General features: G+C 69.4%; 22 protein-coding genes, 1 tRNA gene and 1 pseudogene. 8 read left to right on the top strand and 16 right to left on the bottom strand.

Translation table 11 applies throughout. The features are described 5' to 3' along the window. Positions 1-122 precede the first annotated feature (122 nt). The 7 genes and pseudogenes from HP507_RS13495 to HP507_RS18565 all read right to left on the bottom strand — a co-directional run. A complete protein-coding gene (locus HP507_RS13495; protein WP_175352314.1) occupies positions 123-1169 on the bottom strand; it encodes an NAD(P)-dependent alcohol dehydrogenase in 1047 nt (348 codons plus the stop codon). 110 nt (positions 1170-1279) lie between these two features. Then, complete coding sequence (locus tag HP507_RS13490) at positions 1280-2314, bottom strand: glycerate kinase family protein (protein ID WP_175352313.1); 1035 nt, start codon at positions 2312-2314, stop codon at positions 1280-1282. 134 nt (positions 2315-2448) lie between these two features. Beyond that, complete coding sequence (locus HP507_RS13485) at positions 2449-3594, bottom strand: FAD-dependent oxidoreductase (protein ID WP_175352312.1); 1146 nt, start codon at positions 3592-3594, stop codon at positions 2449-2451. Between the two features lie 63 nt (positions 3595-3657). Further along, positions 3658-4620, bottom strand: a complete 963-nt coding sequence (bla, locus tag HP507_RS13480; RefSeq protein ID WP_175352311.1) for a class A beta-lactamase — start codon at positions 4618-4620, stop codon at positions 3658-3660. Positions 4621-4861: 241 nt separating this feature from the next. Continuing rightward, a complete protein-coding gene (locus HP507_RS18570) occupies positions 4862-5089 on the bottom strand; it encodes a zinc-ribbon domain-containing protein (RefSeq protein ID WP_217508813.1) in 228 nt (75 codons plus the stop codon). Positions 5090-5296: 207 nt separating this feature from the next. Then, a complete protein-coding gene (locus tag HP507_RS13470) occupies positions 5297-5527 on the bottom strand; it encodes an IS3 family transposase (protein ID WP_175352310.1) in 231 nt (76 codons plus the stop codon). Between the two features lie 58 nt (positions 5528-5585). Further along, positions 5586-5813 (bottom strand): annotated as a pseudogene (locus tag HP507_RS18565) (DDE-type integrase/transposase/recombinase); the annotation flags it as partial. Positions 5814-6221: 408 nt separating this feature from the next. Between HP507_RS18565 and HP507_RS13460 the strand changes: the two are divergent. Beyond that, entirely contained in the window at positions 6222-6683 is a 462-nt protein-coding gene (locus HP507_RS13460; RefSeq protein WP_175352309.1) for a hypothetical protein, read from the top strand. A gap of 3 nt (positions 6684-6686) precedes the next feature. Here the strand turns inward: HP507_RS13460 and HP507_RS13455 are convergent, their stop codons facing one another. Further along, entirely contained in the window at positions 6687-7748 is a 1062-nt protein-coding gene (locus HP507_RS13455) for a hypothetical protein (RefSeq protein WP_175352308.1), read from the bottom strand. A gap of 524 nt (positions 7749-8272) precedes the next feature. Here HP507_RS13455 and HP507_RS17610 point away from each other — a divergent pair. Then, on the top strand, positions 8273-8533 hold the full coding sequence (locus HP507_RS17610) for a hypothetical protein (RefSeq protein ID WP_217508797.1): 261 nt from the start codon (positions 8273-8275) through the stop codon (positions 8531-8533). Between the two features lie 24 nt (positions 8534-8557). On the opposite strand, the gene HP507_RS13450 is transcribed toward HP507_RS17610, so the two are convergent. Next, a tRNA-Gly gene (locus HP507_RS13450) sits at positions 8558-8628 on the bottom strand. 210 nt (positions 8629-8838) lie between these two features. Between HP507_RS13450 and HP507_RS13445 the strand changes: the two genes are divergently transcribed. After that, a complete protein-coding gene (locus HP507_RS13445) occupies positions 8839-9906 on the top strand; it encodes a DUF6177 family protein (protein ID WP_175352307.1) in 1068 nt (355 codons plus the stop codon). Further along, positions 9896-10243, top strand: coding sequence for a hypothetical protein (locus HP507_RS13440; protein ID WP_175352306.1), 348 nt, complete (start codon positions 9896-9898; stop codon positions 10241-10243). The genes HP507_RS13445 and HP507_RS13440 overlap by 11 nt, the downstream gene beginning before the upstream one ends. A 96-nt stretch (positions 10244-10339) precedes the next feature. Here the strand turns inward: HP507_RS13440 and HP507_RS13435 are convergent, their stop codons facing one another. Together HP507_RS13435 and HP507_RS13430 are read right to left on the bottom strand one after the other, a co-directional pair. Beyond that, complete coding sequence (locus HP507_RS13435) at positions 10340-12385, bottom strand: bifunctional copper resistance protein CopD/cytochrome c oxidase assembly protein (RefSeq protein ID WP_175352305.1); 2046 nt, start codon at positions 12383-12385, stop codon at positions 10340-10342. Between the two features lie 96 nt (positions 12386-12481). After that, positions 12482-13597, bottom strand: a complete 1116-nt coding sequence (locus HP507_RS13430) for a GNAT family N-acetyltransferase (protein WP_175352304.1) — start codon at positions 13595-13597, stop codon at positions 12482-12484. A gap of 81 nt (positions 13598-13678) precedes the next feature. Here HP507_RS13430 and dcd point away from each other — a divergent pair, with 81 nt between their 5' ends. The 3 genes from dcd to HP507_RS13415 all read left to right on the top strand — a co-directional run bounded on the left by dcd (position 13679) and on the right by HP507_RS13415 (position 15206). Continuing rightward, the gene (dcd, locus tag HP507_RS13425) at positions 13679-14266 is read left to right on the top strand and encodes a dCTP deaminase (RefSeq protein ID WP_070417116.1); all 588 of its coding nucleotides are present in this window, start codon (positions 13679-13681) and stop codon (positions 14264-14266) included. A gap of 98 nt (positions 14267-14364) precedes the next feature. Next, entirely contained in the window at positions 14365-14880 is a 516-nt protein-coding gene (locus HP507_RS13420) for an XRE family transcriptional regulator (RefSeq protein ID WP_175352303.1), read from the top strand. Next, a complete protein-coding gene (locus tag HP507_RS13415; RefSeq protein WP_175352302.1) occupies positions 14877-15206 on the top strand; it encodes a HepT-like ribonuclease domain-containing protein in 330 nt (109 codons plus the stop codon). Before HP507_RS13420 ends, HP507_RS13415 begins: the two co-directional genes overlap by 4 nt. Positions 15207-15358: 152 nt before the next feature. Here the strand turns inward: HP507_RS13415 and HP507_RS13410 are convergent, their stop codons facing one another. The 5 genes from HP507_RS13410 to HP507_RS13390 form a co-directional block, all read right to left on the bottom strand. After that, a complete protein-coding gene (locus HP507_RS13410) occupies positions 15359-16459 on the bottom strand; it encodes a substrate-binding domain-containing protein (protein WP_175352301.1) in 1101 nt (366 codons plus the stop codon). A gap of 76 nt (positions 16460-16535) precedes the next feature. Further along, on the bottom strand, positions 16536-17828 hold the full coding sequence (mmsB, locus tag HP507_RS13405) for a multiple monosaccharide ABC transporter permease (protein WP_175352300.1): 1293 nt from the start codon (positions 17826-17828) through the stop codon (positions 16536-16538). Further along, entirely contained in the window at positions 17825-19348 is a 1524-nt protein-coding gene (gene mmsA / locus HP507_RS13400; protein WP_175352537.1) for a multiple monosaccharide ABC transporter ATP-binding protein, read from the bottom strand. Before mmsA ends, mmsB begins: the two co-directional genes overlap by 4 nt. Before the next feature lie 405 nt (positions 19349-19753). Continuing rightward, positions 19754-20773 (bottom strand): LacI family DNA-binding transcriptional regulator, encoded by a 1020-nt coding sequence (locus HP507_RS13395; protein WP_175352299.1) that lies wholly within the window; start codon positions 20771-20773, stop codon positions 19754-19756. A gap of 177 nt (positions 20774-20950) precedes the next feature. Continuing rightward, positions 20951-22000, bottom strand: coding sequence for a magnesium and cobalt transport protein CorA (locus HP507_RS13390; RefSeq protein ID WP_175352298.1), 1050 nt, complete (start codon positions 21998-22000; stop codon positions 20951-20953). A gap of 337 nt (positions 22001-22337) precedes the next feature. On the opposite strand from HP507_RS13390, the gene HP507_RS13385 reads away from it, so the two are divergent. Next, positions 22338-23260, top strand: a 923-nt coding sequence (locus tag HP507_RS13385) for a PKD domain-containing protein (protein ID WP_175352297.1), incomplete at its 3' end; no start/stop codon positions are given.

Raw genomic sequence — 23260 nt, 5'->3', positions numbered from 1 at the left:
CGGGGTGCGCGAGCCGGACGACCGGCCCGCGTTCCGGGGACAGCACGGAGGAGACGGGAGGCGCGGTGCCCGCCGGCACCGCGCCTCCCGTCTCCTGCTGGTCGCGTCGTGGACGCGAGCCGCTACGCCAGCGTCGCCGCGTCGATCACGAAGCGGTACCGCACGTCCGAGGAGAGGACGCGCTCGTAGGCCTCGTTGATCTGCTCGGCGCTGATGAGCTCGGTCTCCGGCAGGATGCCGTGCTCGGCGCAGAAGTCGAGCATCTCCTGCGTCTCGCGGATCCCGCCGATGGACGAACCCGCCCACGAGCGGCGCGACGGGATGAGCGCGAAGGCCGGTACCTCGAGCGGCTCGGACGGTGCGCCGACGTTGACGAGCGTGCCGTCGACCTTGAGCAGGTCCAGGTAGGCGCCCATCGGGATCTTCGCCGACACCGTGTTGATGATGAGGTCGAAGGAGCTCGCGAGCTCCTCGAACGTCGCCGGGTCCTGCGTCGCGTAGTGGGCCTTCGCACCGAAGCGGAGCGAGTCCTCCTGCTTCGCGGTGGTCTGGGACAGCACGGTCACGTCCGCGCCGAGCGCCGCTGCGATCTTCACACCCATGTGACCGAGGCCGCCCATGCCGACGATCGCGACCTTCGTGCCGGGGCCGGCGTCCCAGTGGCGCAGCGGCGAGTACAGCGTGATGCCGGCGCAGAGCAGCGGCGCGACCTTCTCGATGTCGAGCGACTCGGGGATGCGGAGCACGAAGTCCTCGTTCACGACGACGGCCTGCGAGTAGCCGCCCTGGGTGATCGAGCCGTCGGCGGGATCGACGCCCGCGTAGGTCTGGATGTTGCCCTTGAGGCAGTACTGCTCCTCGCCCTTCAGGCAGCTCTCGCACTCCCCGCAGGAGTTCACCATGCAGCCGACGCCGACGAGGTCGCCGACCTGGTGCTCGGTGACGTCGCTGCCGACGGAGACGACGTGGCCGACGATCTCGTGGCCGACGACCTGCGGGTACTGGATCTCGCCCCACTCGCCGCGGACGGTGTGGATGTCCGAGTGGCAGATCCCGGCGTAGGCGATGTCGATCTCGACGTCGTTCGGCCCGAGGTCACGACGGGTGATGGTGGTCTTGACGAGCGGCTCCGTGGCCGACGGTGCGGCGTACGCGTTGACGGTGCGCAATGGTCTCCTCGTGGATGGTGCGTGCGGGCCGGATCCGGCCCGGCGACCAGTCTGGTGGAGCGCGCCATCCGGGTGGGAGGTCCCGTTGGGGCACCCTTGCGAGGAATGCGTCAGGCCATCCGGGCGAGCCGCCGGCCCGCGATGGTCGCGAAGCGCAGCGGGTCGGTCAGCGCGTCGGAGGGCTCGCCGGTCGTCTGCGTCGCCAGGACGGTGAGCGAGGCCGCGGCGTCGTAGTCGTCGAGCGGCGCGTCGATCGCCCCCGCGACGAGCATGATCCGCGCGGTCGGCGCGTGCGCTGCGCCGAGGGAATGCACCACCACGGGCACCTTGCCAGCCGCGCTCTGCCCGTCGAAGCGGCCCTCGCCCGTGATCACCACGTCGGCCCCGTCGAGCAGTGCCGGCAGACCCAGGACCTCGGCGACCGCCGAAGCCCCGCGCGCGAGCGTCGCGCCCCACGCGAGCAACCCGAATCCGACCCCACCGGCGGCCCCTGCGCCCGGGGTCGTCGGGTCGACCGCGGGGAACTGCGCCGCCCAGTCGGAGAGTCGTTCGTCGAACGACGCGATGCGGTCCGGGGTGATGCCCTTCTGCGGCCCGAACACCGCGGCGGCACCGGTCGGCCCGAGCAGCGGCGACGTCACATCGGTCAGCACGGTGACGCCCAGCGGTGGGAGCCCGCGCAGACCGGGGCCGTCGTACCCGAGCGCCTCGAGCACCGGCCGACCGCCGTCCGTGGACGCGCTCCCGCCGATGCCGAGCACGAGTCCCGTGGCCCCCGCGTCGAGCGCCGCGGCGATCGCCTCGCCGAAGCCGGCGGAGGTCGCGGTGTCCGGGAGCAGCTCGTCGCCGAGGAGCGGCAGCCCGCTCGTGGCCGCGAGTTCGACGACCGCACGGCCGTCGGGCAGCCGGAGCCAGGACGTGTCGACGGGGGAACCGGCCGGTCCGGTGACCGTGACCGGAACCCGGACGGCACCGGCAACGGCGGCCTCGAACGCGTCGAGCGTGCCCTCGCCGCCGTCGGCCATCGGCGCGAGGAGGACGTCGTCGTCCGGGCGCTCGACGAGCCAGCCGTCGCCCACCGCTGCGGCGACCTCGGCCGCGGTCGCGGTGCCCTTGAACGAATCGGGCGCGATCACGACGCGCATGCGGAGACCTCCATCATCCGGTTGCCGTCCGCGAGCGAGCGCACCGCGGCACCCGGCAAGCGTCGCACGTGCGGCCCCCCGATGACGCCGCGGTGGGCGCGCTGCCGCACCGGACGCGTCGCGGGGTCGGGTCCTCAGGAGTCTTCGGGGGCCGGGGCGGACTGCTCCGACAGGGAGAACCGGGGATGTGGTGCCCCGCCGGTGGCGAGGTCGGCGATCATGTCGCCGAGCAGCGGTGCGAACTTGAACCCGTGGCCCGAGAACCCGGTCGCGACGGTGATCGGACCCCGGCGGTCGATGACGAAGTCCTCATCGGGGGAGGTGTCGTACAGGCAGCTGATGAACGTCGGCCGCGTCGCGTCGACGCCGGGCACGTACCGCGCGACGTACGCCTGCAGCCGCTCGGCCTCAGCGGGCACGGGCGTGAAGTCGCGGTGGTCCGGGTCGACCACCGGTCCCGTGCCGTGGAACCCGACCTTGACGCCCTCGCCCGGCGTGAGCAGGCCGTACACGTCGTCCCCGTCGGCCCAGTGCACGAAGCTCGGCCACGCCTCGTCCGGCAGACGGCTGGGGAAGTGGGCGGGCTGCTCCTGGGTGATCCGGAGGGCCGGGAGGCGCGCCCCGCGCTCGGCGAGCAGGTCGCCGACCAGCGTGGGGGCCCAGGAACCGACGGCCGCGATCACGGACGAGGTGCGGACCGTGCTCCCGTCCGACAGGGCCACCGTGACATCGCCGCCGTGGTCCTCGATGCCGGTGACGCGGGTGTCGAACCGGAGCTCCACGAGTCCGGTCCGTTCGGCGAGGGTGAGGAAGACCTCGATCGCCTCCGCCGAGCGGATGCGTCCGGCCGTGGCGTGGGCCAGGACGTGCCCCTCGAACGCGATGCCGGGCCAGCGTGCGGCGGCCTGCTCCGGGGTCAGGGTGTCGTGCGGGATGCCGGCGTCGGCCAGCGCGGCGGCGATGGCGTCCACGACCTCGGGCCGGCCGTGGTCGACGGCACCGGTCCGGACGATGAGCTGCTCGTTCGCCGCGCGCTCGAGCCCTTCCCACAGCTCGAGCGCGCGGGACGTGAGCGTCACGTACTCGGGATCGGCGTAGCCCTGCCGGAAGATGCGCGTCGCCCCGTGCGAGGAGCCACGCTCGTGCCCACGGCCGTGCTGTTCGAGGAGCACGACGCGCTCGCCGCGGGTGGCGAGCGAGTACGCGGTCGCCGCACCGACCACACCGCCGCCGATGACGACGTGGGTTCGCGTGCCGGCGCCGCCGAGGCGGGTTGTCATGTCCAGATCGTAGGTGTGGCGAGCTTTCGACACGTGTCGTCCGTGACGTCGTGTGACCCGGCGTCAGCGCTCCGTGTCGAACGGCGTGAGCACCGCGGCCGCGGCGTCGGCGACGAGGGCGTCGTCGTAGGCCGCGCCCGGGTCGTTCTTCGTCGTGAGGACGGAGATGACGATCGTGCCGCCGTCGGGACGCGTCACCAGGGCGATGTCGTTCCGGATGCCGCCCGCACCGCCGGACTTGTCCGCGACCGTCCACCCTGTCGGCGCTCCGGCGCGGACGAGCGTGTCGCCGGTCGCGTTGCCGCTCATCCACCGCTCGAGCAGCGCCGTGTCCGACGCGTCGAGCGTGCGGCCGTCGAGGACCCTCGCGAGCGAGGCCGTGAACGCCGCCGGGGTCGTGGTGTCCTCGGTGCTGCCGGGTTCGATCGTGTTGAGGTCCGGCTCGTCGTGCACGACCTCGGTGGTCCGGTCGCCGAGTCGGGCGAGGGCGTCGTCGAGGGCCGCCGGTCCGCTGAGGCGGTCCAGGACGAGGTTCAGTGCGGTGTTGTCGCTCTGTCTGACGGCGGCCTCGGCGAGCTGCGCGTACGTCAGCCCGTCGGACTCGTGCTCGCTCGTCACGGGGGAGTGCCCGGCGGCGGCGACGTCGGCCGCGGTCCAGTGCGCGCGTTCCGCACGGGCCGCCCCGTGCACGGAGCGCAGGAACTCGGCGGCCGCGAACACCTTGAGCGTCGAGGCGTACCCGAACCGCCGCTCGCCGTTGTACGCCACGGTCTCGCCGGTCGTCGTGTCCGTCGCGGTCACGCCGACCGTGGCGTCGTACTCCCGCTCGAGGGCGGCGAGCGACCTCGTGACGGCTTCGCGGTCCGCGTCGCTGATCGTCGGCGTCGGCGTCGGCGTCGGACTCGCGCTCGACCTGGCGGTTGCGCCGGCACTCGGTCCCGCGGACGTGCTGCCGCCGCTGCACCCGGCGAGGGCGAGGGAGAGAGCGATGCCACCGGCGACGAGGAACGGGAGGGAGTGACGCATCCCAGCACCCTCGTGCCCGATCCTGGACGGACCCCGCACGCAGAAGGGCCGCCCGGTCGTGTCGCTTCTCAAGTCAAGTGAGACTCCTTCGCAGCAATGAGACCATGCAGCGCTTGAGGAGGTCTCTGTTTTAGAGGTCGCGGATTCTTCTCACCGGACGTGAGACCTTCTGAGCCGGGTGCTCACAACGACGAAAACGACGGCGGAAGCTGGAGAGCTTCGCCGTCGTTTTCGTGTTTGTTCAGTTCTGGTTGAGGATCCTGTCCTCAGGTTTGCACTCGGTGCATCCCCGCGACTTCCGCCGGTTCGGGACGCTCTGTTGCTGGACGTGTCCGAAGGCGCACTTCCACCAGTACCGGTCGGTTCCGGCGAACATCAGCTCGGGCCGTTTGGAGCCGTTGAGGTAGTCGTGCCACTCGGTGACGAGAAGCGGGTCGGTGGTCGCGAGGTCGTTGACTCGAAGGGCCAGTCGTCGGCTTGAGCAGAGTGAGCATCCGTAACCCTGGAGCGATGTCGGGGTGCGTGTCGACGAGGCTCGTGCGGGTCCGGCGGAGTCGGGCGCGGCGGCATGGGTCGCAGCCGGCGCACATCTTTGGTGGCGGGGTGCGCAGATTCGTAGGCGGGGTCGAGTTCTGCTGACCTGTCCCGGGTTCTCCGGGCACGTACTTCGTGTTGATCATGCCGCGGTTTCGGCAGCGGTGTAGAGGTTCTCGAACTCGATCGGTGAGTAGTAGGCCAGCGCGGAGTGACGTCGGGTCGGGTTGTAGAACGTTTCGATCCACTCGAACATCGCGGAGGCAAGTTCGGCGCGGGTCGGCCAGGAGCAGCGGTCGAGCAGTTCGATCTGCATCGAGCCGAAGAATGACTCCGTCAGCGCGTTGTCGTACGCGGACGCGACTCGCCCCATCGAACCGAGCAGTCCCGCTTCGCGAAGCCGGACTGCCGAACAGCCATGACGTGAATTGCGCGCCCCGGTCCGAATGCACGACCGTCGCGACAGGCTGGCGGCGCCAGGTGGCCATCTGGATCGCGTCGACGACGAGCTCGGAACGCAGATGATCCGTGAGCGACCAACCAACGCAACGGCGTGACAACACGTCGATCACCGCCGCGCAGTACACCCACCCTTCATCAGTTCGGTGCTGCGTGATGTCGGTGACCCACAGCTTGTCGGGTGCATCCGCGGCGAACACGCGTTTGACGCGGTCCTGGAACACCGCCGGCAACCGCCCGACCCACCGGTGCGCCACTTCCGGTGGTGCACGCCCTGCAACACCATAAGTGCCGCGAGAACGAGTATGCACATCCCGAATCTGGTTGATCAGGTGCGCATCCTCGACGTCTCGACTCGACGGCCGGCGGGATCGCCACTCGTAATAACCCGAAGCAGAGACCTGCCGGACCCGGCACGCCACCGCGACGGGCACTCCGTCATCGGCGAGTTCACGAACGAGCCGGAAGCCTATTTTGTCAGGTGTCCGGAAACCCGGGACAGGTCAGCTTGGACAACGAGGGCGGTGTGATCGATCAGATCGGTCGAGCGCTGCGCACGATGAGGGAGACAAGCCTCATCCCGTGGGGGCTACCGGACGAGCGTCCGGTTGACGATCGCCCTCCGGGACGGGCCTGCGCTGGTTGTTCTCAGAGAGTGTGGTCCATCGCCGCGCCATGGTCGGCGCATGGGGTCTCGGGGGCGGACGCAGTGGGGACACGTCAATGTTCGGGCGCTCCTTGCGATCGCGCTGATCGTCCTGTGGGGCGCCGTGCTCATCGCGACCGGAGTGTTGGGCTCCGCCGGTCAGACTCCGCCTTCACAGTTCGACTACGACAACGGGAGCTTGCCGCCCTCGGCCGATGATCGCGCCGTTGCGACCATGCAGGCTGCCGCATTGGTCGCAGCCCTGCCTGTCGCTGTTCTCGCCCTCTGCATCGCGGCAAGCTCTCTTCGCCTGTGGAAGGAACAAGTGTCCGCGATCATCGCGACCAGCGTCGCTAGCCTCTCCGCCCTGGTGAGCATCGGCCTCGCCTGGATCGGGATGGGGACTCTGGTCTTCTTCACCTAGGCGTCAATGATAACGGCCGACTGCCTTGGGGTTGAGGACTGCTCGTGAGGAAAGTGGCGTCAGGCGGAGGATCTGCCTCGCTGCGGTCATGCCAATGACAGCGATGACCACGAGAACCATGAGTGTCGGCCCTTCGCCCCGCGGTCCGAGCTCGTTGATCAACACCCGGGCGACGTACCCGAGGAGCCCAGTCACCGAGGGTCGGTAGGCAAGACGGCCGAGTATCGCGACGACGGCTGCCACGCCAGCCGTGCCGAGCCACAGCACGAGGATCGAAACAATGGCACTGGTAAACCGTCGTATCGAGCCGATGCCTCGTAGAGCGATGGCGCAGCCAACGAGCAGAGGGGGCACCCACCGCACGACCGTGAGGATCGCGTCGCTCGACTCTGTTGCGAGCGCCCCGACCGGCACCACGAAGCCACTGATCCAGGTCCCGACCGCGAGCGCGGCCACCGCAAATGCGACCAGGGCGGCGCCGGGAGGCGCGGAAGCGAGGAGGACGAGAAGCGCCGCGGCCAGCACGATCGACAAGGCGCCGCCGGCGAGGAGCGCCACCGTGTACTCCTGGGGGACGGTGAACCGCGACGCGGACGTCGCCCACAGGACGGGGTCAGCGTTCATGTGGGCGCGCTGAGCACTGAGGGCGGTGACCGCAGTCTGCACGAGCGCCGCCGCCTGCAATCCGGCAACGACACCAGCGATGATGAACAGGTGGGCGCGACGGAGGCCAAGACGCTTTCTGCGTCGCAGGAGCCGGAAACTGATCCCCGCCACAGCACCGCCGACGAGCAGCAGGGACGCCAGTAGCGCGGCCGAGTACTGGTTCAGCGGCAGGATGACGAGGCGTGCGCCTACTCCCCCCCCGGGCCGGTCCCAGAGGGTCGGCGCGGGCAGCCGCATCCCGGTGACGATCCAGGGAGTCAGCCCGGCAATGACCGAGACGACGCCGAGCCCGATTGTGATGACGACAGCGTGGCCAACACGGCGCCTGCTCAGTCCCTCTGCGTCCGCACCAGCCGCGATGCACGCTTTCCCCACGGCATTGACCTGTTCGTTGAGCATCCATTAAGGCTAGGTTGACAGGCCGAATGCGTGATCCGATGAACTGTGGAATGGGTAACGCCGCCGAAAGTGGCGGCTTTCCGCCAACAGGGCACGCACGGGCCGCCAAGGCCCAGCGCGACGTGGTAGCCGTGGGCGTGAATTCGGTGGTGCTCGCCACGAGCGAGCAGGCATTGACCGGGTCCCCCTCGCTCATGCCAAGGAGACCGGGAACTCTCGCCGAGAGTGCAGTCTCGGCGCAGGTTCTGCCATCGCGCACTTGCCGAGGAGTGCGATCCGGAAATCCGGCGATTGAAGCCCAATGACTGCGCAATTCGGTCGCTCCGTATGCGAGCTCGCGCTCCTGGCGTCCCGGCTGCGTGCACCGGGGGTCAGACGAGGCCAGCCAGCCGGTCAAGACAAGGACACCGAGAAGCAGCCCTACACCGATCGTCGTCCCCAACCCGACTTCATTCCGGTCAACCACGAGTATGAACGCGACCGCGGGCATCACCCCCACGACGACTCCCAGCCATCAGCTAGCGATGGCGGTCAGCATCAAGCTCATCTTCTACCGTGACATCTCCCGGAGGACAGGCCCGCCTTACGGCACGAAGCTGCGCGCCGCGTTTCAGCAGCCTCGCACCGCGGACGATCTGCTGCAGCGGGATCTGGTGCCGCTCGCAAAGGCGGCATCACACCCGCTGCGGGGCTGGCTCGTCAGTCAAGGCACCAGTACAGCGAGGCCGTTCGCGGGCTGGGGTCTCAACTCAGTCGAGAGAAGTCTCACCCGTCTTGTGAAATGACGGTCGGGCGGCCCTTCGTGTCGGAGCGAGTGACGGGAATCGAACCCGCGCTACCAGCTTGGGAAGCTGGAGTTCTACCATTGAACTACACTCGCGCGCCCCGCTCAGCGGGACGACGCAAGCCTAGCGGATTCTGCGCTGGACGCGAGCCGAGTGCCCGCCGAGCGTCCTGCACCGGACGTGCGCCGCGCCTCCCGGCCCGCACCCGAGTCTCCGCTGTGAGCCCGCCTGCCTGACGGACAGGTGTCGTCCCCGTGTGTACCGTCCAGGTGGATCGAGCGACGCCGAACCCGAGGAGGACACGGATGGTCAGGCATCCCCTCATCGACGATGTCGTCGGCCCCGCCCTCGTGGTCGAGTCAGCCTCGCCGGTGGTGTGGCTGACCGAGGCGCTCACCTCGCTGCTCCGTCGGGCCTCCGAGTCCGGACGGATGGTCGTGCTCCGGACCGGCCGGGAGGCAGCGGTCACCCCCGCCCTCCGCCACGCGCTGGGTGTGTACGGAGGCGCATGGGCCGTGGCCGACTTCGACGGCACGCTGCGCGACGGACGCACCGGCGTCGCCGCCTCCGGCATCGAGGACTTCGCCCAGCGCGGCCCCGAACTCATGGGCACGCCGTCGCCGGAGCACCCCGTCGCGAACGACTCCGTGCGGCAGATCAGCATCGACCTGACGCTGCGACACCACTCCGCGCGGGCGATCGACATCGGCTCCGCGATCGAGGCGCTGTGCGAGGCGGTCGGCACCTGCCCGACGCGCTGGGGCACCGCCGAACCGCTGGCCGTGCCGTGGGACCGCTGGGTCGTCACGCAGTACGCCAAGCACGAGGCGCCGGGGGTGTCCACCTCGTACGCCGTGGGCGAGGGGTTCTCGGCCACCATGACCGCGCACCTGCTCGACGGGGTCGTCGTGGAGACGATGTCCGCCGTGCTCACCATCCCCGAGGACGGCGCGGACCCGGCCCTCGCCTCGAAGCTGCTCGACGCCGTGCACCGCGTGGCGGACGAGGTCGAACCGGTGTTCGGCGTCGTGATGCAGCGCCGCGGTGACGCCGACCACCTGGTCCGGGCCGTGTCGCACGGCGAACCGTCTCCCCTCGCCGTCGTGGTCGGACCCGAGGCGAGCGAGTTCCTCGACCGGGACGGCGTGTGGCCACCGCCGCGCACCACGACGTCGACGTTCGGCGGCGGCGGACTGGTCGTGCGGTTCGACGACGGGTGGGAAGCGCTGGAGGACTTCCTCGACCGCATCGACGAGGACCGCTTCCTGCAACTCGTCGGCGGTGCCCCGCTCGACCCCGCGCACGACGAGGGCACGCTCGACGGGCACGTCGGCGGCGCCCCGCACGCGTTCGGCGGTCACCGTGCCCCGTGACGTCACCCTGCTCTGCCGCGAGCCGGTCGAGACGCGCGACGTCGCCGAGGCGCTGCTCCTGCACGACGAGACCTGGGGCGTCCGGGCGCTCGACGACGGCCCGATGGTGCAGGTCTGCCGGGACGCCACGCACCCGGTCATCACGGTGCTCGGGGTGCGGCGGGTGGACTCCTTCGACGAGGTCGAGCGGATCCTGCCGGACGCTCCGACACTGTCCACGCCGCTGTGGTGGGTCGACACGGTGACACCCGGGGGAGCGGACGGCGAGTCCGGGATCTCCGCTGCGCTCGAGGCCGCGATGGACCTCGACGCCGTGTGCATCGTGCACGGGGACTGACGCGTATTGACCTCGCGACCGTGCGCCAGCGGGCGCGTGCCGCGTGCGCCAGCGGGCGCGTGCCGCGTGCGGCGCCCGGCCGCCCGGGCCCGGAGGTCAGTCGCGCTCGTGCATCGCGGCCAGGCGCTCGTTGTAGGCCTTGAGGTCCGCATCCCCGTCGCGGTCGGCCTTCCGGTCGAGGCGCTTCGCGTCCCGCGAGTCCGACTTCACCCAGTTCCGCACCACCAGCAGCGCCACGAACACCATCGGGAGCTCGGACGCCCCCCACGCGATCCCGCCGCCCGTGTGCTGGTCGTCGAGCAAGGCGGCGTCGTTCGTCTGCCCCAGCGCGTGGAACCAGTCGACCGCGAACACCGACTCCGAGGTCATGACGGCCACGCCGAAGAACGCGTGGAACGCCAGCGTCGCGAGGAGGGCGATGATGAGGATCGGGTACTGCGGGCGCGCCGGACCCGGGTCGACGCCGACGAAGACCCAGAAGAACAGGTAACCGCTGAACACGAAGTGCACGACCATCGCGACGTGCCACTCGTGCGACTGCATCGCGTACTGGAACGCCGGCGTGAAGTAGAACACCACGAGGGACCCGGCGAAGATGACCCCGGCGACAGGGGGCCGTGCGAGGAACTGCATGTACCGGGAGTGCGTGAAGAGCATGAGCCACTCACGGGCCCCGCGGGAACCGTCGTTGCGCACGGGCAGGGTCCGCAGTGCGAGCAGCACCGGGCCGCCGAGCACGAGCGGCAGCGGCACGAACATCATCAGCAGCATGTGCTGGAGCATGTGCGACGAGAAGTGGATCATGCCGTAGACCGCCGGGCCGGCCGAGGTCGTCCAGATGAAGAGCGCGCAGCCGAGCAGCCACGCGATGGTGCGTCCGACGGGCCACTTGTCCCCGCGCTTCCGGAGCTTCCGCACGGCGAGCAGGTACCAGCCGGCCCCGACCACCGCGATCGCGAGCCAGACCCAGTCGATGTGCCACTGCGTCAGGTAGGTCTGCACGGTCTGCGCCGGTGGGTACGGGAACCCGATCAGTCCGGAGCGGGTGTCCTCCCCGGTCTCCGGCGTCTGCGGGATCGGCGGCTGCGATCGTGAGACGGCGACCGAGACCCCGATCGCGACGGCCATGAACACGATCTCCGCGAGCGCGAACCGTGTGAACGAGCGCCGGTCCAGCGGGGACCGCAGCAGGGCCGGGACGAGTCGGCGGCGCTGGACCACACCGGCGAGCCCGAGCGCGACGAGGATCACGGCCTTCACCGTGATCAGCCACCCGTACGTCGTGGTGAACAGGTCGAGCGGTCCCGTCAGCCGGAGGGACGCGTTCACGATGCCCGAGAACGCGACCGCGGCGAACGCCCAGCCGGCAAGCGTCGAGTAGCGGGAGACCACCCGGCCGGTGGCACCCTTCGTGCGGGTGCGGAGGGCGACGACGGCGACGAGCCCTCCGGCCCAGACGCACACCGCGACGAGGTGCACCGCGAGGGAGTTCACCGCGTTCGCGTGCTCGAGCGACCCGGCGGCGTGCCCGGAGAGTGCGAGGGGGAGGAGCGCGAAGAGCCCCGCGACCGTCGCCACCGCGAGCGTGGTCACCCGAGTGGCGAACGCGGCGACGACGGTCGCGATGAGGATCGCCGCGGCGGAGACGACGAGCGCCTGCCCGATCTCCACCTGGAACGTGAAGAGCATGAAGTTCCGCGCGAACACCGGGCTGGTGAGGGGGACGCCGAGCGTGTTCGCGCCGGTGAACACGATGCTCACGACGGCGGCGAGGAACCACACGGCACCCGTGACGGCGGCCCAGCGCGTTGCCCGGTGCTGCACGCTCGAGAGGGCCCCGTGGTCCTTCTTCTGCGCAGGCAGCGCGAACGCCGCGACGACGAGCAGGCCGATCGTCAGCGCCGCCATCGTGTCGTGCACCACACGTGCGACGGGCAGGCCGTACTCGACGAGGTCGCCCGCGGACACCAGCTGCTGGTTCGCGGTGAACGCGCCGGTGAGCGTCATCCCGAGGATCGAGCACGCGACCGCGAGCGGAACGGCGACGACGAGGACCGTCGCGACGGTGGACGTGCGCGCGGTGACTGGCGCGGATTCCGGCGCCGCGCCTCCAGGCTGGGTTTCGGGTGACGTGACGGTCATGACCGTCCAATGGTAGGTGTGCTGGCCTGGAGGCGCGGCGTGCGTCTCGTGCTCCGGCTGCGGTCCGCCTCAGAGTGACGTCCACGCGCCCCGCCGTCACGTGCGGCGTTCCCAGATCCCCTCGCTGCCGACACCGACGAACCCGACGGCCTCGTTGACGTCGAGCATCGGCCGGTTCTCCTCCGCGTTGAACGTGATGATCGACGGCCGCCCTGGGAAGTCCTGCTCGACGCGCTCGATCCCGACCACCTTGAGCAGCCAGCCGAGCCGGTGTCCGCGGTGCTCCTTCAGGACGAGGGTGTCCCACTGCATCACGGCCCGCTCGGGGTCGTCCGGCACGGCCAGCTGCGTGAAACCGGCCAGGGTGGTGCTCGGGACGTGCTCGACCGCGACCGTGAGCATCGTTCGCGGTGCCCGTGCGAGCTCCTCCTCGTGCTCGCGGAGCCGATCGGCGGTCCAGACGTCCTCCGGCTCCGCCATGTCCCCGTCTGGCGCATCGGTGCTCATCCGGGTCTCGAGCAGCGCGATGCCGTCGAGCCACTCCTCGGGCGTCCGCCCGACCCAGGCGTGCACGCGGTAGTCCGGTCCGGCGCGCACCGCGGCACGGTCGTGGAGCTCGCGGACGACGGAGTGGTCGGCGGGGAGCCCGAGCCGGCTGATCCGGTTCACCTGCCCGAAGCGCCAGCCACGGGCCGTGAGGAACCGCGCGCCGGCCTCGTCCGCAGGCACGGCTCCGAACCCCGTCCGAGCGGCGAGGTACCCGTGGCCGGATGCCGGTCCGACCTGCCGGGACACTGCGTACGTCTTCCACTGCGTGCGACCGTCCTCGCGGGCGATTCGCTCGAGGTGGTCGGCGAGCAGCGTGCCGATGCCGTGGCGCTGGTGCTCGGGGAGGACGCCGAGTGCGATCCAGCAGTTCGGCGTGCCGGGTGCCTGCTTCGTGTCGTACGAGCCGGCGGCGACGACCGTGCCCCCGTCCGCCCCACCGTCCGGCCCGCTGTCCGCCCGCACGACGAACAGCCGGCTCGGTGCGCCGGGCTCGTGGCACATCGGGAGGTACTCCTCCGGCTTCCACGACAACTCGGTCAGACCGTGCACGTCGACCTCGGCGGCATCGGTGACCGCGAGCCACTCCCGGAAGGCTCGTACCTTCTCCGGGTCGTCGTCCATCGTCGTGGGCACGTCGAGCTCGTGCACGGTGTACGCGGTCATCGTCTGCGCCCCTCCCGCTGCCCGGCGCTGGACAGCCTCGCAGCATATCGGCGCGCGTCCGCTGCCGCTAGGCTTCTGCGCGTGCTGCTCTCCGACCGTGACATCACCGCCCAGCTCGCCGAAGGCCGCATCGGGCTCGACCCGTACGACGCCTCGCTCGTGCAGCCCTCGAGCATCGACGTCCGGCTCGACAAGTTCTTCCGGCTGTTCGACAACCACAAGTACCCGCACATCGACCCCGCCGTGGACCAGCCGGACCTCACCCGCCTGGTGGAGACCGACCCGGACGAGGCGTTCGTGCTGCACCCGGGCGAGTTCGTCCTGGGCTCGACGTACGAGGTCGTCACGCTGCCCGACGACATCGCGGCACGGCTCGAGGGCAAGAGCTCACTCGGTCGACTCGGACTCCTCACCCACTCGACGGCGGGCTTCATCGATCCGGGCTTCTCCGGTCACGTGACGCTCGAGCTGTCGAACGTGGCGACCCTGCCGATCAAGCTCTGGCCGGGGATGAAGATCGGCCAGCTCTGCTTCTTCCAGCTGTCGAGCCCCGCGGACAAGCCGTACGGCTCCGCCGAGTACCAGTCGCGGTACCAAGGGCAGCGAGGGCCGACCCCGTCGCGCTCGGCGCAGAACTTCCTGCGGACCGACGTCTCCCGACGGTCGTAGCGCGCACCGCGATATCGCTGTTCGCAATCTCGACGGGCGAGCACTCCGAATCGTCAGATGTGCGTAAAGAAATGTCGCATTCTGTGTATCGTGGCCGCATGTCCGCAGTTCTCCCTCGGCCCGCGCCGCCAGTGTCGGCTGCCGGGCTCATCCGTGACGCCCGTACCCGTGCCGAGCTCACCCAGGTGCAGCTCGCCGACCGCGCGGGCGTCACGCAGAGCGTCATCAGCACCTACGAAAACGGACGTCGCGAGCCGTCCCTCGCCGCACTGCAGCGGCTCCTGCTCGCCGCCGGTTTCACGACCGCGATCGACCTCCGCCCCGTCGAGGAACCGCCGCCGCTGCGGGAGCGGGTGACGGCGGCCCGCCGGGAACTCACCAGGATCGTGTACCGCTTCGGCGGCCGGAACCCGCGGCTCTTCGGCAGCGTCGCCCGTGGCGAGGACGGTCCGACGAGCGACGTGGACCTCATGGTGGACCTCGACCCGGGACTCGGGATCTTCGCGCTCAGGCGGATCCAGGACGAGGCGGAGCAGCTGCTCGGCGTGCGGGTCGACGTCGTGGACGCCGCGGGCATGGGCGCTGACGCCGTCCGGGATGCGGTCCCGCTGTGAGCCGTGACGTCGGGGACCGGCTGGACGACGTCATCCGGGCGTGCGGGGTGATCCGGCGGTACGTCGACGACGACGCGCTGCCGGAGGACCTCGTGTACGACGCGGTCAGGATGCGGCTCGTCGAGATCGGCGAGGCCGTGCGGATGCTCCCGAGCGCGGTCACGTCGGCCGAGCCGGGCATCCCGTGGTCGCGGGTGTCGCTGCTGGGGGAGCGGCTCACGCGTCGGTACTTCGACACGACGCCGGCCGTGGTCTTCGGGACGGCGCGGGTGGACGTGCCGTCCCTCTGTGCGGCGGTCCACCGCCTGCGAGCCGCGCACGCCTGAGACGCACCAGGGTGAGACGCGGCCGTGTCTCGGACTGGAGGCGCGGGTCGGCCCCGCCCCGCGCCTCCAGTCCGGTGCTCGGCCGCCGCCCGGACGCGGGACGGCCCCGTCTCGCCGAGGCGAGACGGGGCCGTCCGTGGGAGCGAAGGAGATCAGCCCTTCTTGGCGAGCGCCTCGAGGGTGTCGTTGCCCTTGTAGGCCTCGACGGCGTTGTCCTTCGTGACGAGCACCGGGGTGAGCTCGATCGCGGGGACCGTCTTCACGCCGTTGTAGTTGTTCGTCTTGTCGATCTTGGTGTCGGGCTTGTTGCCCTTCGACAGGTCGGACACGAGGTCGATGGCCGCCTGGGCCTCTTCCGTGGTGTTCTTGTAGATCGTCGAGTACTGCGTGCCCTGCATGATCAGCGGGATCGAAGCGGTCTCCGAGTCCTGACCGGTCACGACGGGGTTGTCCTTGCCGGCGGCCTTCGTCGCGGTGAGGATCGCACGGGCGAGGGTGTCGTTCGGCGAGAGCACGCCGTCGATCTTGGTGTCACCCGTGTAGTACTGCGCGAGGAGGTCGGTCATGCGCGACTGGGCCTTCTGCGCGAGCCAGCCCTGCGTGTTCACCTTGGCGAACGTGGTCTGACCCGAGACGACCTTGATCGTGCCGTCGGCGATCTTCGGCTTGAGGACGCTCATCGCGCCGTTGAAGAACACGGTGGCGTTGGCGTCGTCCGGGGAACCGGCGAAGAGCTCGACGTTGTACGGCCCGTCGCCCTTCTTGTCCTTCAGACCCTTGAGCAGGGCGTTGGCCTGCAGCTGACCGACCTTGTAGTTGTTGAACGCGACGTAGTAGTCGACGTTCTTCGTGTTCAGGATGTTGCGGTCCCAGGCGATGACCGTGGCGCCCTGCGCCTTGGCGGCCTTCACCTGCGAGCCGAGCTGCGAACCGTCGGCCGCACCGATGATGACGGCCTTGGCGCCCTTGGTGATCATGCCCGAGATCTGCGACTGCTGGTCCGGCACCGGGTTGCCGGCGTTGGCGTACTGGATGTCGGCCTTGAAGCCGGCGTCCTCGATCGACTTCTTGAACGCGGCACCGGCGAGCACCCAGTTCTGCGAGGTCTTCGCCGGGAGCGCGACACCGATGAGGTCACCCTTCTTGATGGACGATCCCGAACCGGAGTCCGAGGTGCCGCGAGCCGAGCAGCCGCTGAGGGCGAGGCCCGCGACGAGTGCCAGGCCGATACCGGCGATGAGCTTCTTGCGCATGTGATTGCTTTCTCTTCGTTGAGGGGTGGAGCTGTGGTGAGGGGTTCGTGCGTCCGGGATCCCGGACGCCACGTCTTCAGTGGGTGTTGACCTTCTCCGGCTGGTCCTCGATGGACCTCGGCTGCGCGGCGGCCACGGTGTTCTGCTCCGTGTCCTTCCGCTGGAACTGCCGCATCATCCCGCCGATGAGCGACGGTCGACCCTGCGACTTCGAGTAGACGTCGAAGGCGACGGCGACGAGCAGGACGAGGCCGCGGATGATCTGCACCTTGTTGGACTCGATGCCCATGAGCTGCAGACCGTTCGACAGGAGCGCCATCACGAGACCACCGATGATCGATCCCGAGATGGTGCCGATGCCACCGGCGACCGCTGCGCCACCGACGAACACGGCGGCGATCGCGTCGAGCTCCCAGCCGGTGCCGTCAGCCGGGCCGGAGGCGCCCGAGTAGCCGACGAACACCATGCCGGCGATCGCGGCGAGGACCGACATGTTCGCCATGACGAAGAAGTTCACCTTGCGAGCGCTGACGCCGGACAGGACCGCGGCGTTGGCGTTGCCGCCGACCGCGTAGACCTGGCGGCCGAAGATGGTGTTCTTCGTGATGAAGCCGTAGATGATCGTGAGGACGCCGAGGATGATCGCGACGATCGGGATCGACGTGCCGACCGGGCCGGCGGCGAACAGGTAAGTCGCGAACAGGGTGACCGCGACGAGGATGCCGGTACGGACGATCGACACCCAGAGCGGCGGGACCTCGGCCTGCATCTTCTTGCGGCGACCGCGTCCGCGGACCTCGATGATGATGAGCGCGGCGATCGTCACGAACCCGATCAGGAGCGTGCCGTTCGAGAACCCGAAGTCGGGACCGAAGTCGCCGAGGAAGCCGGCGCCGATCGGGGTGTAGCCGTCGGGGACGGGCACCGAGGTGGAGGAGCCGATGATCTGGTTCGCACCGCGGAAGATCAGCTGCCCCGCCAGGGTCACGATGAACGCCGGGACCTTGACGAACGCCACCCAGAAGCCCTGCCACGCACCGACGAGTGCGCCGACGGCGAGGCCGAGGACGATCGCCAGCCAGACCGGGAAGTGCCACACGGACATCGACTGGGCCACGATGATGCCGACGAACGCCGCCACCGATCCGACGGAGAGGTCGATGTGTCCGGCGATGATCACCATGACCATCCCCAGCGCCAGGATGAGGATGTAGGAGTACTGCAGGAACAGGTTGATCACGTTGGTGGGCTCGAGGATGAGCCCGTTCGTGGTGAACCAGAAGAAGATGACGATCGCGATCAGCGCGATGATCATGCCGTACTGGCCGATGCTGTTGCCCTTGCCGAAGAGCAGTTTCAGGTTCTTCATGAGACGGGAGCGCCCTTCCGCGCGGAGGTCATGCTGCGCATGAGCGTTTCTGGATCGGCCTGGTCAGCGGGGACGTCGGCCGTGATCTGGCCCTCGAAGATCGTGTAGATCCGATCGGAGAGGCCGAGGAGTTCGGGGAGCTCGGAGGAGATGAGGATGATGCCCTTCCCCTGTGCCGCGAGCTGCTGGATGATGCCGTAGATCTCGAACTTCGCACCCACGTCGATGCCGCGGGTCGGTTCGTCGAGGATGAGGATGTCCGGGTCGGTGAACATCCACTTGGACAGGACGACCTTCTGCTGGTTCCCGCCGGAGAGCTTCCCGACGTTCTCCTCGACGGTCGGCACCTTGGTGCGGAGCATCTTGCGGTACTTCTCGGCGACGTCGTACTCCTCGAGGGAGTCGACGACGCCGGCCTTCGAGATCTTGGGCAGGTCGGCGGACACCGTGGACCGCTTCACCGAGTCGAGCAGGTTCAGGCCGAGGGCCTTGCGGTCCTCGGAGACGTAGCCGATGCCGTTGTCGATCGCCTGCTGGACGTTCGTGACCTTGATCTCGCGGCCGTCCTTGATGATCTGTCCGCCGAGCCAGGTGCCGTACGAGCGACCGAAGATGCTCATCGCGAGCTCGGTGCGGCCGGCGCCCATCAGGCCCGCGAAGCCGACGATCTCGCCGCGCTTGACGTGGAAGGTCGAGTTCTTGCAGACCAGGCGCGAGGCGTCGAGCGGGTGCTGCACGGTCCAGTCGCGGACCTCGAAGAAGGTCTCGCCGATCTTCGGGGTGCGGTCGGGGAACCGGGACTCGAGCGAACGACCGACCATGCCGCGGATGATGCGGTCCTCGTTGACGCCGTCGCCCTTGACGTTCAGCGTCTCGATGGTCTTGCCGTCGCGGATGATCGTGATCTCGTCGGCGATCTGCTCGATCTCGTTCAGCTTGTGGCTGATCATGATGCTCGAGATGCCCTTGGCCTTCAGCCCGACGATGAGGTCGAGGAGGTGCTGCGAGTCGTTCTCGTTGAGCGCCGCGGTGGGCTCGTCGAGGATGAGGAGCTTGACGTCCTTGTGCAGGGCCTTCGCGATCTCGACGAGCTGCTGCTTGCCGACGCCGATGTTCTTGATCTGGGTGTCCGGGTCGTCGCTGAGGCCGACGCGGGCGAGGAGGTCCTGCGCGCGCAACTGGGCCGCGGTCCAGTCGATGACGCCGAACCGGCCGGGCTCGTTGCCGAGGAACAGGTTCTCGGTGATCGACAGCTCGGGGATGAGCGCGAGCTCCTGGTGGATGATGACGATGCCGGCCTGCTCGGACTGCTTGATGTCCTTGAACCGGACCTCTTCGCCCTCGAAGACGATCTCGCCGTCGTAGGTGCCGTACGGGTAGACGCCGGACAGGACCTTCATGAGGGTCGACTTGCCGGCGCCGTTCTCGCCGCAGATCGCGTGGATCTCGCCGGCACGGACGCTGAGCGAGACGTCGGACAGCGCCTTCACACCAGGGAACTCCTTGGTGATCGAACGCATCTCGAGGATCGTCTCGGGTGCGGTGATCGACCGGGTCTCGAGTCCGGTGTCGATCGGGGTTGACGCCACGGTGCATCTCCTTCTGCCGCTGCGATGCGGCAGTCCTTCGGGTGGTTCTGCTTGCGGCAGCGAAGGGGCACAGGAGGCCTGTGGACTTCGTTGTCGCGTCCGGTGTCCTGCCCTGTGACGGTCCATGTGACCGTTCACATCGGCGGAACGGAGGTAATACTACGCACGGGATCGGCGCGTCTGTCAATTCGGATTGGTCGCGTTTTCGTAACGGCCCGCGTGATCCGGCGGAACGCGCGCGCCCGCGTCCCCCGCGTTGGGGTACCCGGGCGACCGCCCCCCGCCTGGAGGCGCGGGTCGACCCCGCCCCGCGCCTCCAGTCCGCCGGTCCGCGCGTCAGCGCTTGCGGGGTGCGCTCGTGGAGCCGCGCACCACGAGTTGGGGCACGATGTCGATCGGCCGGAGCAGTTCGTCGTCGCGGGGCAGCAGCAGGTCCACGCACCGTCGACCGAGTTCGGCGAAGTCGACCTGCACCGTGGTGAGCGGCGGCCAGAAGTGCTTCGCCTCGGGGATGTCGTCGTACCCGACCACCGACAGGTCCCCGGGCACGTCGAGCCCGTACGAGCGCGCCGCGTGCACCACCCCGAGCGCCATCTGGTCGTTCGAGCAGAAGATCGCGGTGCAGTCGCGCCAGCGGAGGAGCTCCCGGCCGGCGTGGTAGCCGAAGTCGGCTGTCCAGTCCCCGAGGATCGGCGGCACGACGGGCATGTCACGATCGGACATCTCCCGCAGGAAGCCCTGCATCCGGGCGTCGGCCTCGATCCAGTCCTGCGGCCCCGCGATGTGCCGGACGTACTCGTGACCGAGGTCGAGCAGGTGCGCCGTGGCGAGCCGGGCGCCCTCCATCTGGTCCACCCACAGGGCGGTGGGGTCCTCGCCGACACTCGAGCGCATCGTGACGTACGGCGTGCGGATGCCGAGCTCCTCGATGAGGTCGAACACGCGCTGCTGCGGTGCGATGACCACGATGCCCTCGACGTCGAGGTCGAGCAGGTGCCCGAGACCCTGGCGCACCGCGGCGTCGGTCGCCTCGGTGATGTTCGCGGTCGTGACCGAGTACCCGCGTGCCATCGCGGCGTCCTCGATCGCCTGGAGCGCGACCGCCGGCCCGTAGTGCGCCCGGCGTGCGGTGAGGACGCCGATCGTGTGGGTGCGGCTCGTGACCAGCGCCCGCGCGGCCCGGTTCGGCCGGTACTGCAGTTGTTCCATGGCCGCGAGGACCCTGTCCCGGGTCTCCGCCCGGATCGCATCCGAGTTGTTGAGCACCCGCGACACGGTCTGGTGCGACACGCCTGCCACCCGCGCGACGTCGCGGATGCTGGGCGACCGCGGTTGCTGTGCCCGCGTCGACGCCATTGCTACTCGTTCCCGCTCGGGGCCGTGGCACGCCCATGTGCACGTTCACATTCCGAGCCAGATCATTATGCACGCCCGAGACATCGGTGCCACCTGAGTCGTCGTTGCCGGAGCCTCATCGTGCTGTCTCGGGTTGCGGTCCACGAGACCGGCGCCGCGCCTCCAGGCAGCTCGCGTCTACAGCCAGTTCCGCTTGCGGAACCACGCCCACAGCAGCGTCATGAGCAGGAGCATCCCGACGATCGCCGCCGGGTACCCGTACTTCCAGTGCAGCTCGGGCATGTCGTCGAAGTTCATCCCGTAGACGCCGGCGATCAGTCCTGGCGCGAACAGGATCGCGGCCCATGAGGAGATCTTCTTCACCTCCTCGCCCTGCCGGTGCGCGGCGCGCGCGAGCTGGCGGCTCTCCTCGCCCTGGGCGAGGCTGGCGCTCGTCATCCGGCGCATCGCCTCGTTCTGCTCCTGCGTGACGAGCGTCGAGTGGAGCGTCAGGGCGTTCTCGAGCAGCGCCCGGAACGAGTCGACGCGCTCGGTGACGCGCAGGGCGTGGTCGAGCACGTTGCGCAGGCGGTGCTGGACCTCGTCGTCGACGCCGTACTTGTCGGCGCCACGCAGGAGCCCCTTCACCATCGCGGGCACGGGTGTGGTGGCGCGCTGGAACCCGAGGACCTCGCTGAGGAGCTGGTAGATGCGCTTCGAGACGCCGGCGTCGACCTGGCCCGCGAACAGCTGGTCCTCGATGGTGTCGATCTGGTCCTGCAGGACCTCGACCACCGGGGCGTAGCCGTCCACGACCTCGTCGAGGACCGCTGCGGTGACGGCCTCGGACCCCTTCGCGAGGAACTCCGGGTCGGACTCCACCCGGGCCCGGAGCGCCGCGAGGTCCGGGCGCTCGGCGTGCCGGACGCTCACCACGAAGCGGTCGCCGACGAACAGGTGCACCTCGCCGAACTCCACGGCCTCGGCCCGGCTGTCGAACCACGCCGGCCGGAGCACCAGGAAGAGGGTGTCCCCGTACCGCTCGAGCTTGGCGCGCTGGTGTCCCTTGCGGGCGTCCTCCACCGCGTTCTCGTGCAGGCCGAACTCGGTCGCGACGGCCTCGAGCTCGGACGGATCGGGACGGAGCAGCCCGATCCACGCGAGGTCTCCCCGCGTGGCGAGCGACAGGGTCGACGGCGACTCGACGCGACGTCCTCCGACGTACACCGCGTTGTCGATCAGTGCCATGTGCGTGCTCCTCGTGGTCGGGAGCAGGCAGGCGCGAACCGCCCGGTCACGGGCGGCGGGGATCAGGAGACGGGCGCGCAGATCCGGTGGGGCAGGATCGTTCGGCCCGATCGAGGATGGTCACCCGACATCGCGCCTCACCTGCCCTTCTGTTCGTCCGTGGGCTGCCGCGTGCAGCCGACGTCCGACACTACTCCGGCTCATGGGTCGGGTCGAGTGAGCGTCCTCACATTCCCGGCCGTGACGCCCGGTGGGAGGCGCGTTGGATACGACATGGCATGCGAAATATTTACATCGGAGCATGTGTCAATGAGGGTTCCCTACCGAAAGGACCCCCATGGTCAACTCTCCACGTCGCCGACTCGGCGGCATCGCCTTCGGGCTCGCGGTCACTGCATCGCCGTTGCTCGGTCTGCCGTCGGTCGCAGCCGCCTCGGCGGACGCGGCCGACGACCGTGCCGTCCCGTTCGTCCTCGAACGGGCCAACGGCGAGCACGACGAGAAGGTGTACTACGGCAAGGGCAGCGTCTCGTTCGCGAAGTCGGCGATCCAGGACCGCACGTGGGACGAATCGGTGGGGACCACCATGGCCGTGACGGTGCCGGAACGTGGCGAGCGTGGCAACATCCGCGCCGTCGACGAGCTCATCGCCGGTGAAGCCGGGCGGTGCCTCGCCGTGGCGCGTTACACCATGTCCTGGACCACCGAGGCGTGCACGCCCGAACACGACTTCCTCCGGGCGGCCGACGGCTCACTCCAGCACATCGGGACCGGCGAGTACCTCACGGCGTCCGGTAGTGGATCGGCGGCGCTGCTGTACACGTCGGTCCGGGAACAGGACAAGGCGACGTTCGTCGGCGACGAAGCCCGCTCGGAGGTGCCCGGCCGGCCCGGATTCCCGGTGGCCCACGTATCGGGCAACAAGACGACGATCACGTGGTCGGCACCGCAGGTCGGTGGGAAGCCCGATCTGTACCAGATCAAGCTCGACGACGGAGCCTGGCAGGGAGCGCCGGGGGTCGAGGCATCGTTCACCTTCCTCGACGTCCCGGCGGGCAGTCACAAGGTCACGCTCAAGGCGCAGAACAGCTCGGGGACGAGCCGGGACTGGACGACGGTGTTCTTCGTGATGGAGACCGCGGTCGATGCCGTCGACGGCGAGAAGCGCACGGCGCGTGTGTCGGGGACGGCGCCGGAGGGGGCCGAGATCGAGGTTGATGGGGTCCGGGTTGCGACGGCTGATGGTGCCGGTGCCTGGTC

Source organism: Curtobacterium pusillum (genome assembly GCF_013359865.1).
Classification (GTDB): Bacteria; Actinomycetota; Actinomycetes; order Actinomycetales; family Microbacteriaceae; genus Curtobacterium; species Curtobacterium pusillum.
The sequence above is the reverse complement of the archived record's forward strand: the minus strand, read 5'-3'. Positions and strand labels throughout refer to the sequence as shown.

What these genes read in the sequence shown, in the direction of transcription:
- HP507_RS13490 (WP_175352313.1), bottom strand. Translation starts at nt 2,314, where the DNA reads ATGCGCGTCGTGATCGCGCCCGATTCGTTCAAGGGCACCGCGACCGCG.
- HP507_RS13485 (WP_175352312.1), bottom strand. Translation starts at nt 3,594, where the DNA reads ATGACAACCCGCCTCGGCGGCGCCGGCACGCGAACCCACGTCGTCATC.
- bla (WP_175352311.1), bottom strand. Translation starts at nt 4,620, where the DNA reads ATGCGTCACTCCCTCCCGTTCCTCGTCGCCGGTGGCATCGCTCTCTCC.
- HP507_RS13470 (WP_175352310.1), bottom strand. Translation starts at nt 5,527, where the DNA reads ATGGGGCGAGTCGCGTCCGCGTACGACAACGCGCTGACGGAGTCATTC.
- HP507_RS13455 (WP_175352308.1), bottom strand. Translation starts at nt 7,748, where the DNA reads ATGCTCAACGAACAGGTCAATGCCGTGGGGAAAGCGTGCATCGCGGCT.
- HP507_RS17610 (WP_217508797.1), top strand. Translation starts at nt 8,273, where the DNA reads ATGGCGGTCAGCATCAAGCTCATCTTCTACCGTGACATCTCCCGGAGG.
- HP507_RS13445 (WP_175352307.1), top strand. Translation starts at nt 8,839, where the DNA reads ATGGTCAGGCATCCCCTCATCGACGATGTCGTCGGCCCCGCCCTCGTG.
- HP507_RS13435 (WP_175352305.1), bottom strand. Translation starts at nt 12,385, where the DNA reads ATGACCGTCACGTCACCCGAAACCCAGCCTGGAGGCGCGGCGCCGGAA.
- HP507_RS13430 (WP_175352304.1), bottom strand. Translation starts at nt 13,597, where the DNA reads ATGACCGCGTACACCGTGCACGAGCTCGACGTGCCCACGACGATGGAC.
- HP507_RS13420 (WP_175352303.1), top strand. Translation starts at nt 14,365, where the DNA reads ATGTCCGCAGTTCTCCCTCGGCCCGCGCCGCCAGTGTCGGCTGCCGGG.
- HP507_RS13410 (WP_175352301.1), bottom strand. Translation starts at nt 16,459, where the DNA reads ATGCGCAAGAAGCTCATCGCCGGTATCGGCCTGGCACTCGTCGCGGGC.
- mmsB (WP_175352300.1), bottom strand. Translation starts at nt 17,828, where the DNA reads ATGAAGAACCTGAAACTGCTCTTCGGCAAGGGCAACAGCATCGGCCAG.
- mmsA (WP_175352537.1), bottom strand. Translation starts at nt 19,348, where the DNA reads ATGCGTTCGATCACCAAGGAGTTCCCTGGTGTGAAGGCGCTGTCCGAC.
- HP507_RS13395 (WP_175352299.1), bottom strand. Translation starts at nt 20,773, where the DNA reads ATGGCGTCGACGCGGGCACAGCAACCGCGGTCGCCCAGCATCCGCGAC.
- HP507_RS13390 (WP_175352298.1), bottom strand. Translation starts at nt 22,000, where the DNA reads ATGGCACTGATCGACAACGCGGTGTACGTCGGAGGACGTCGCGTCGAG.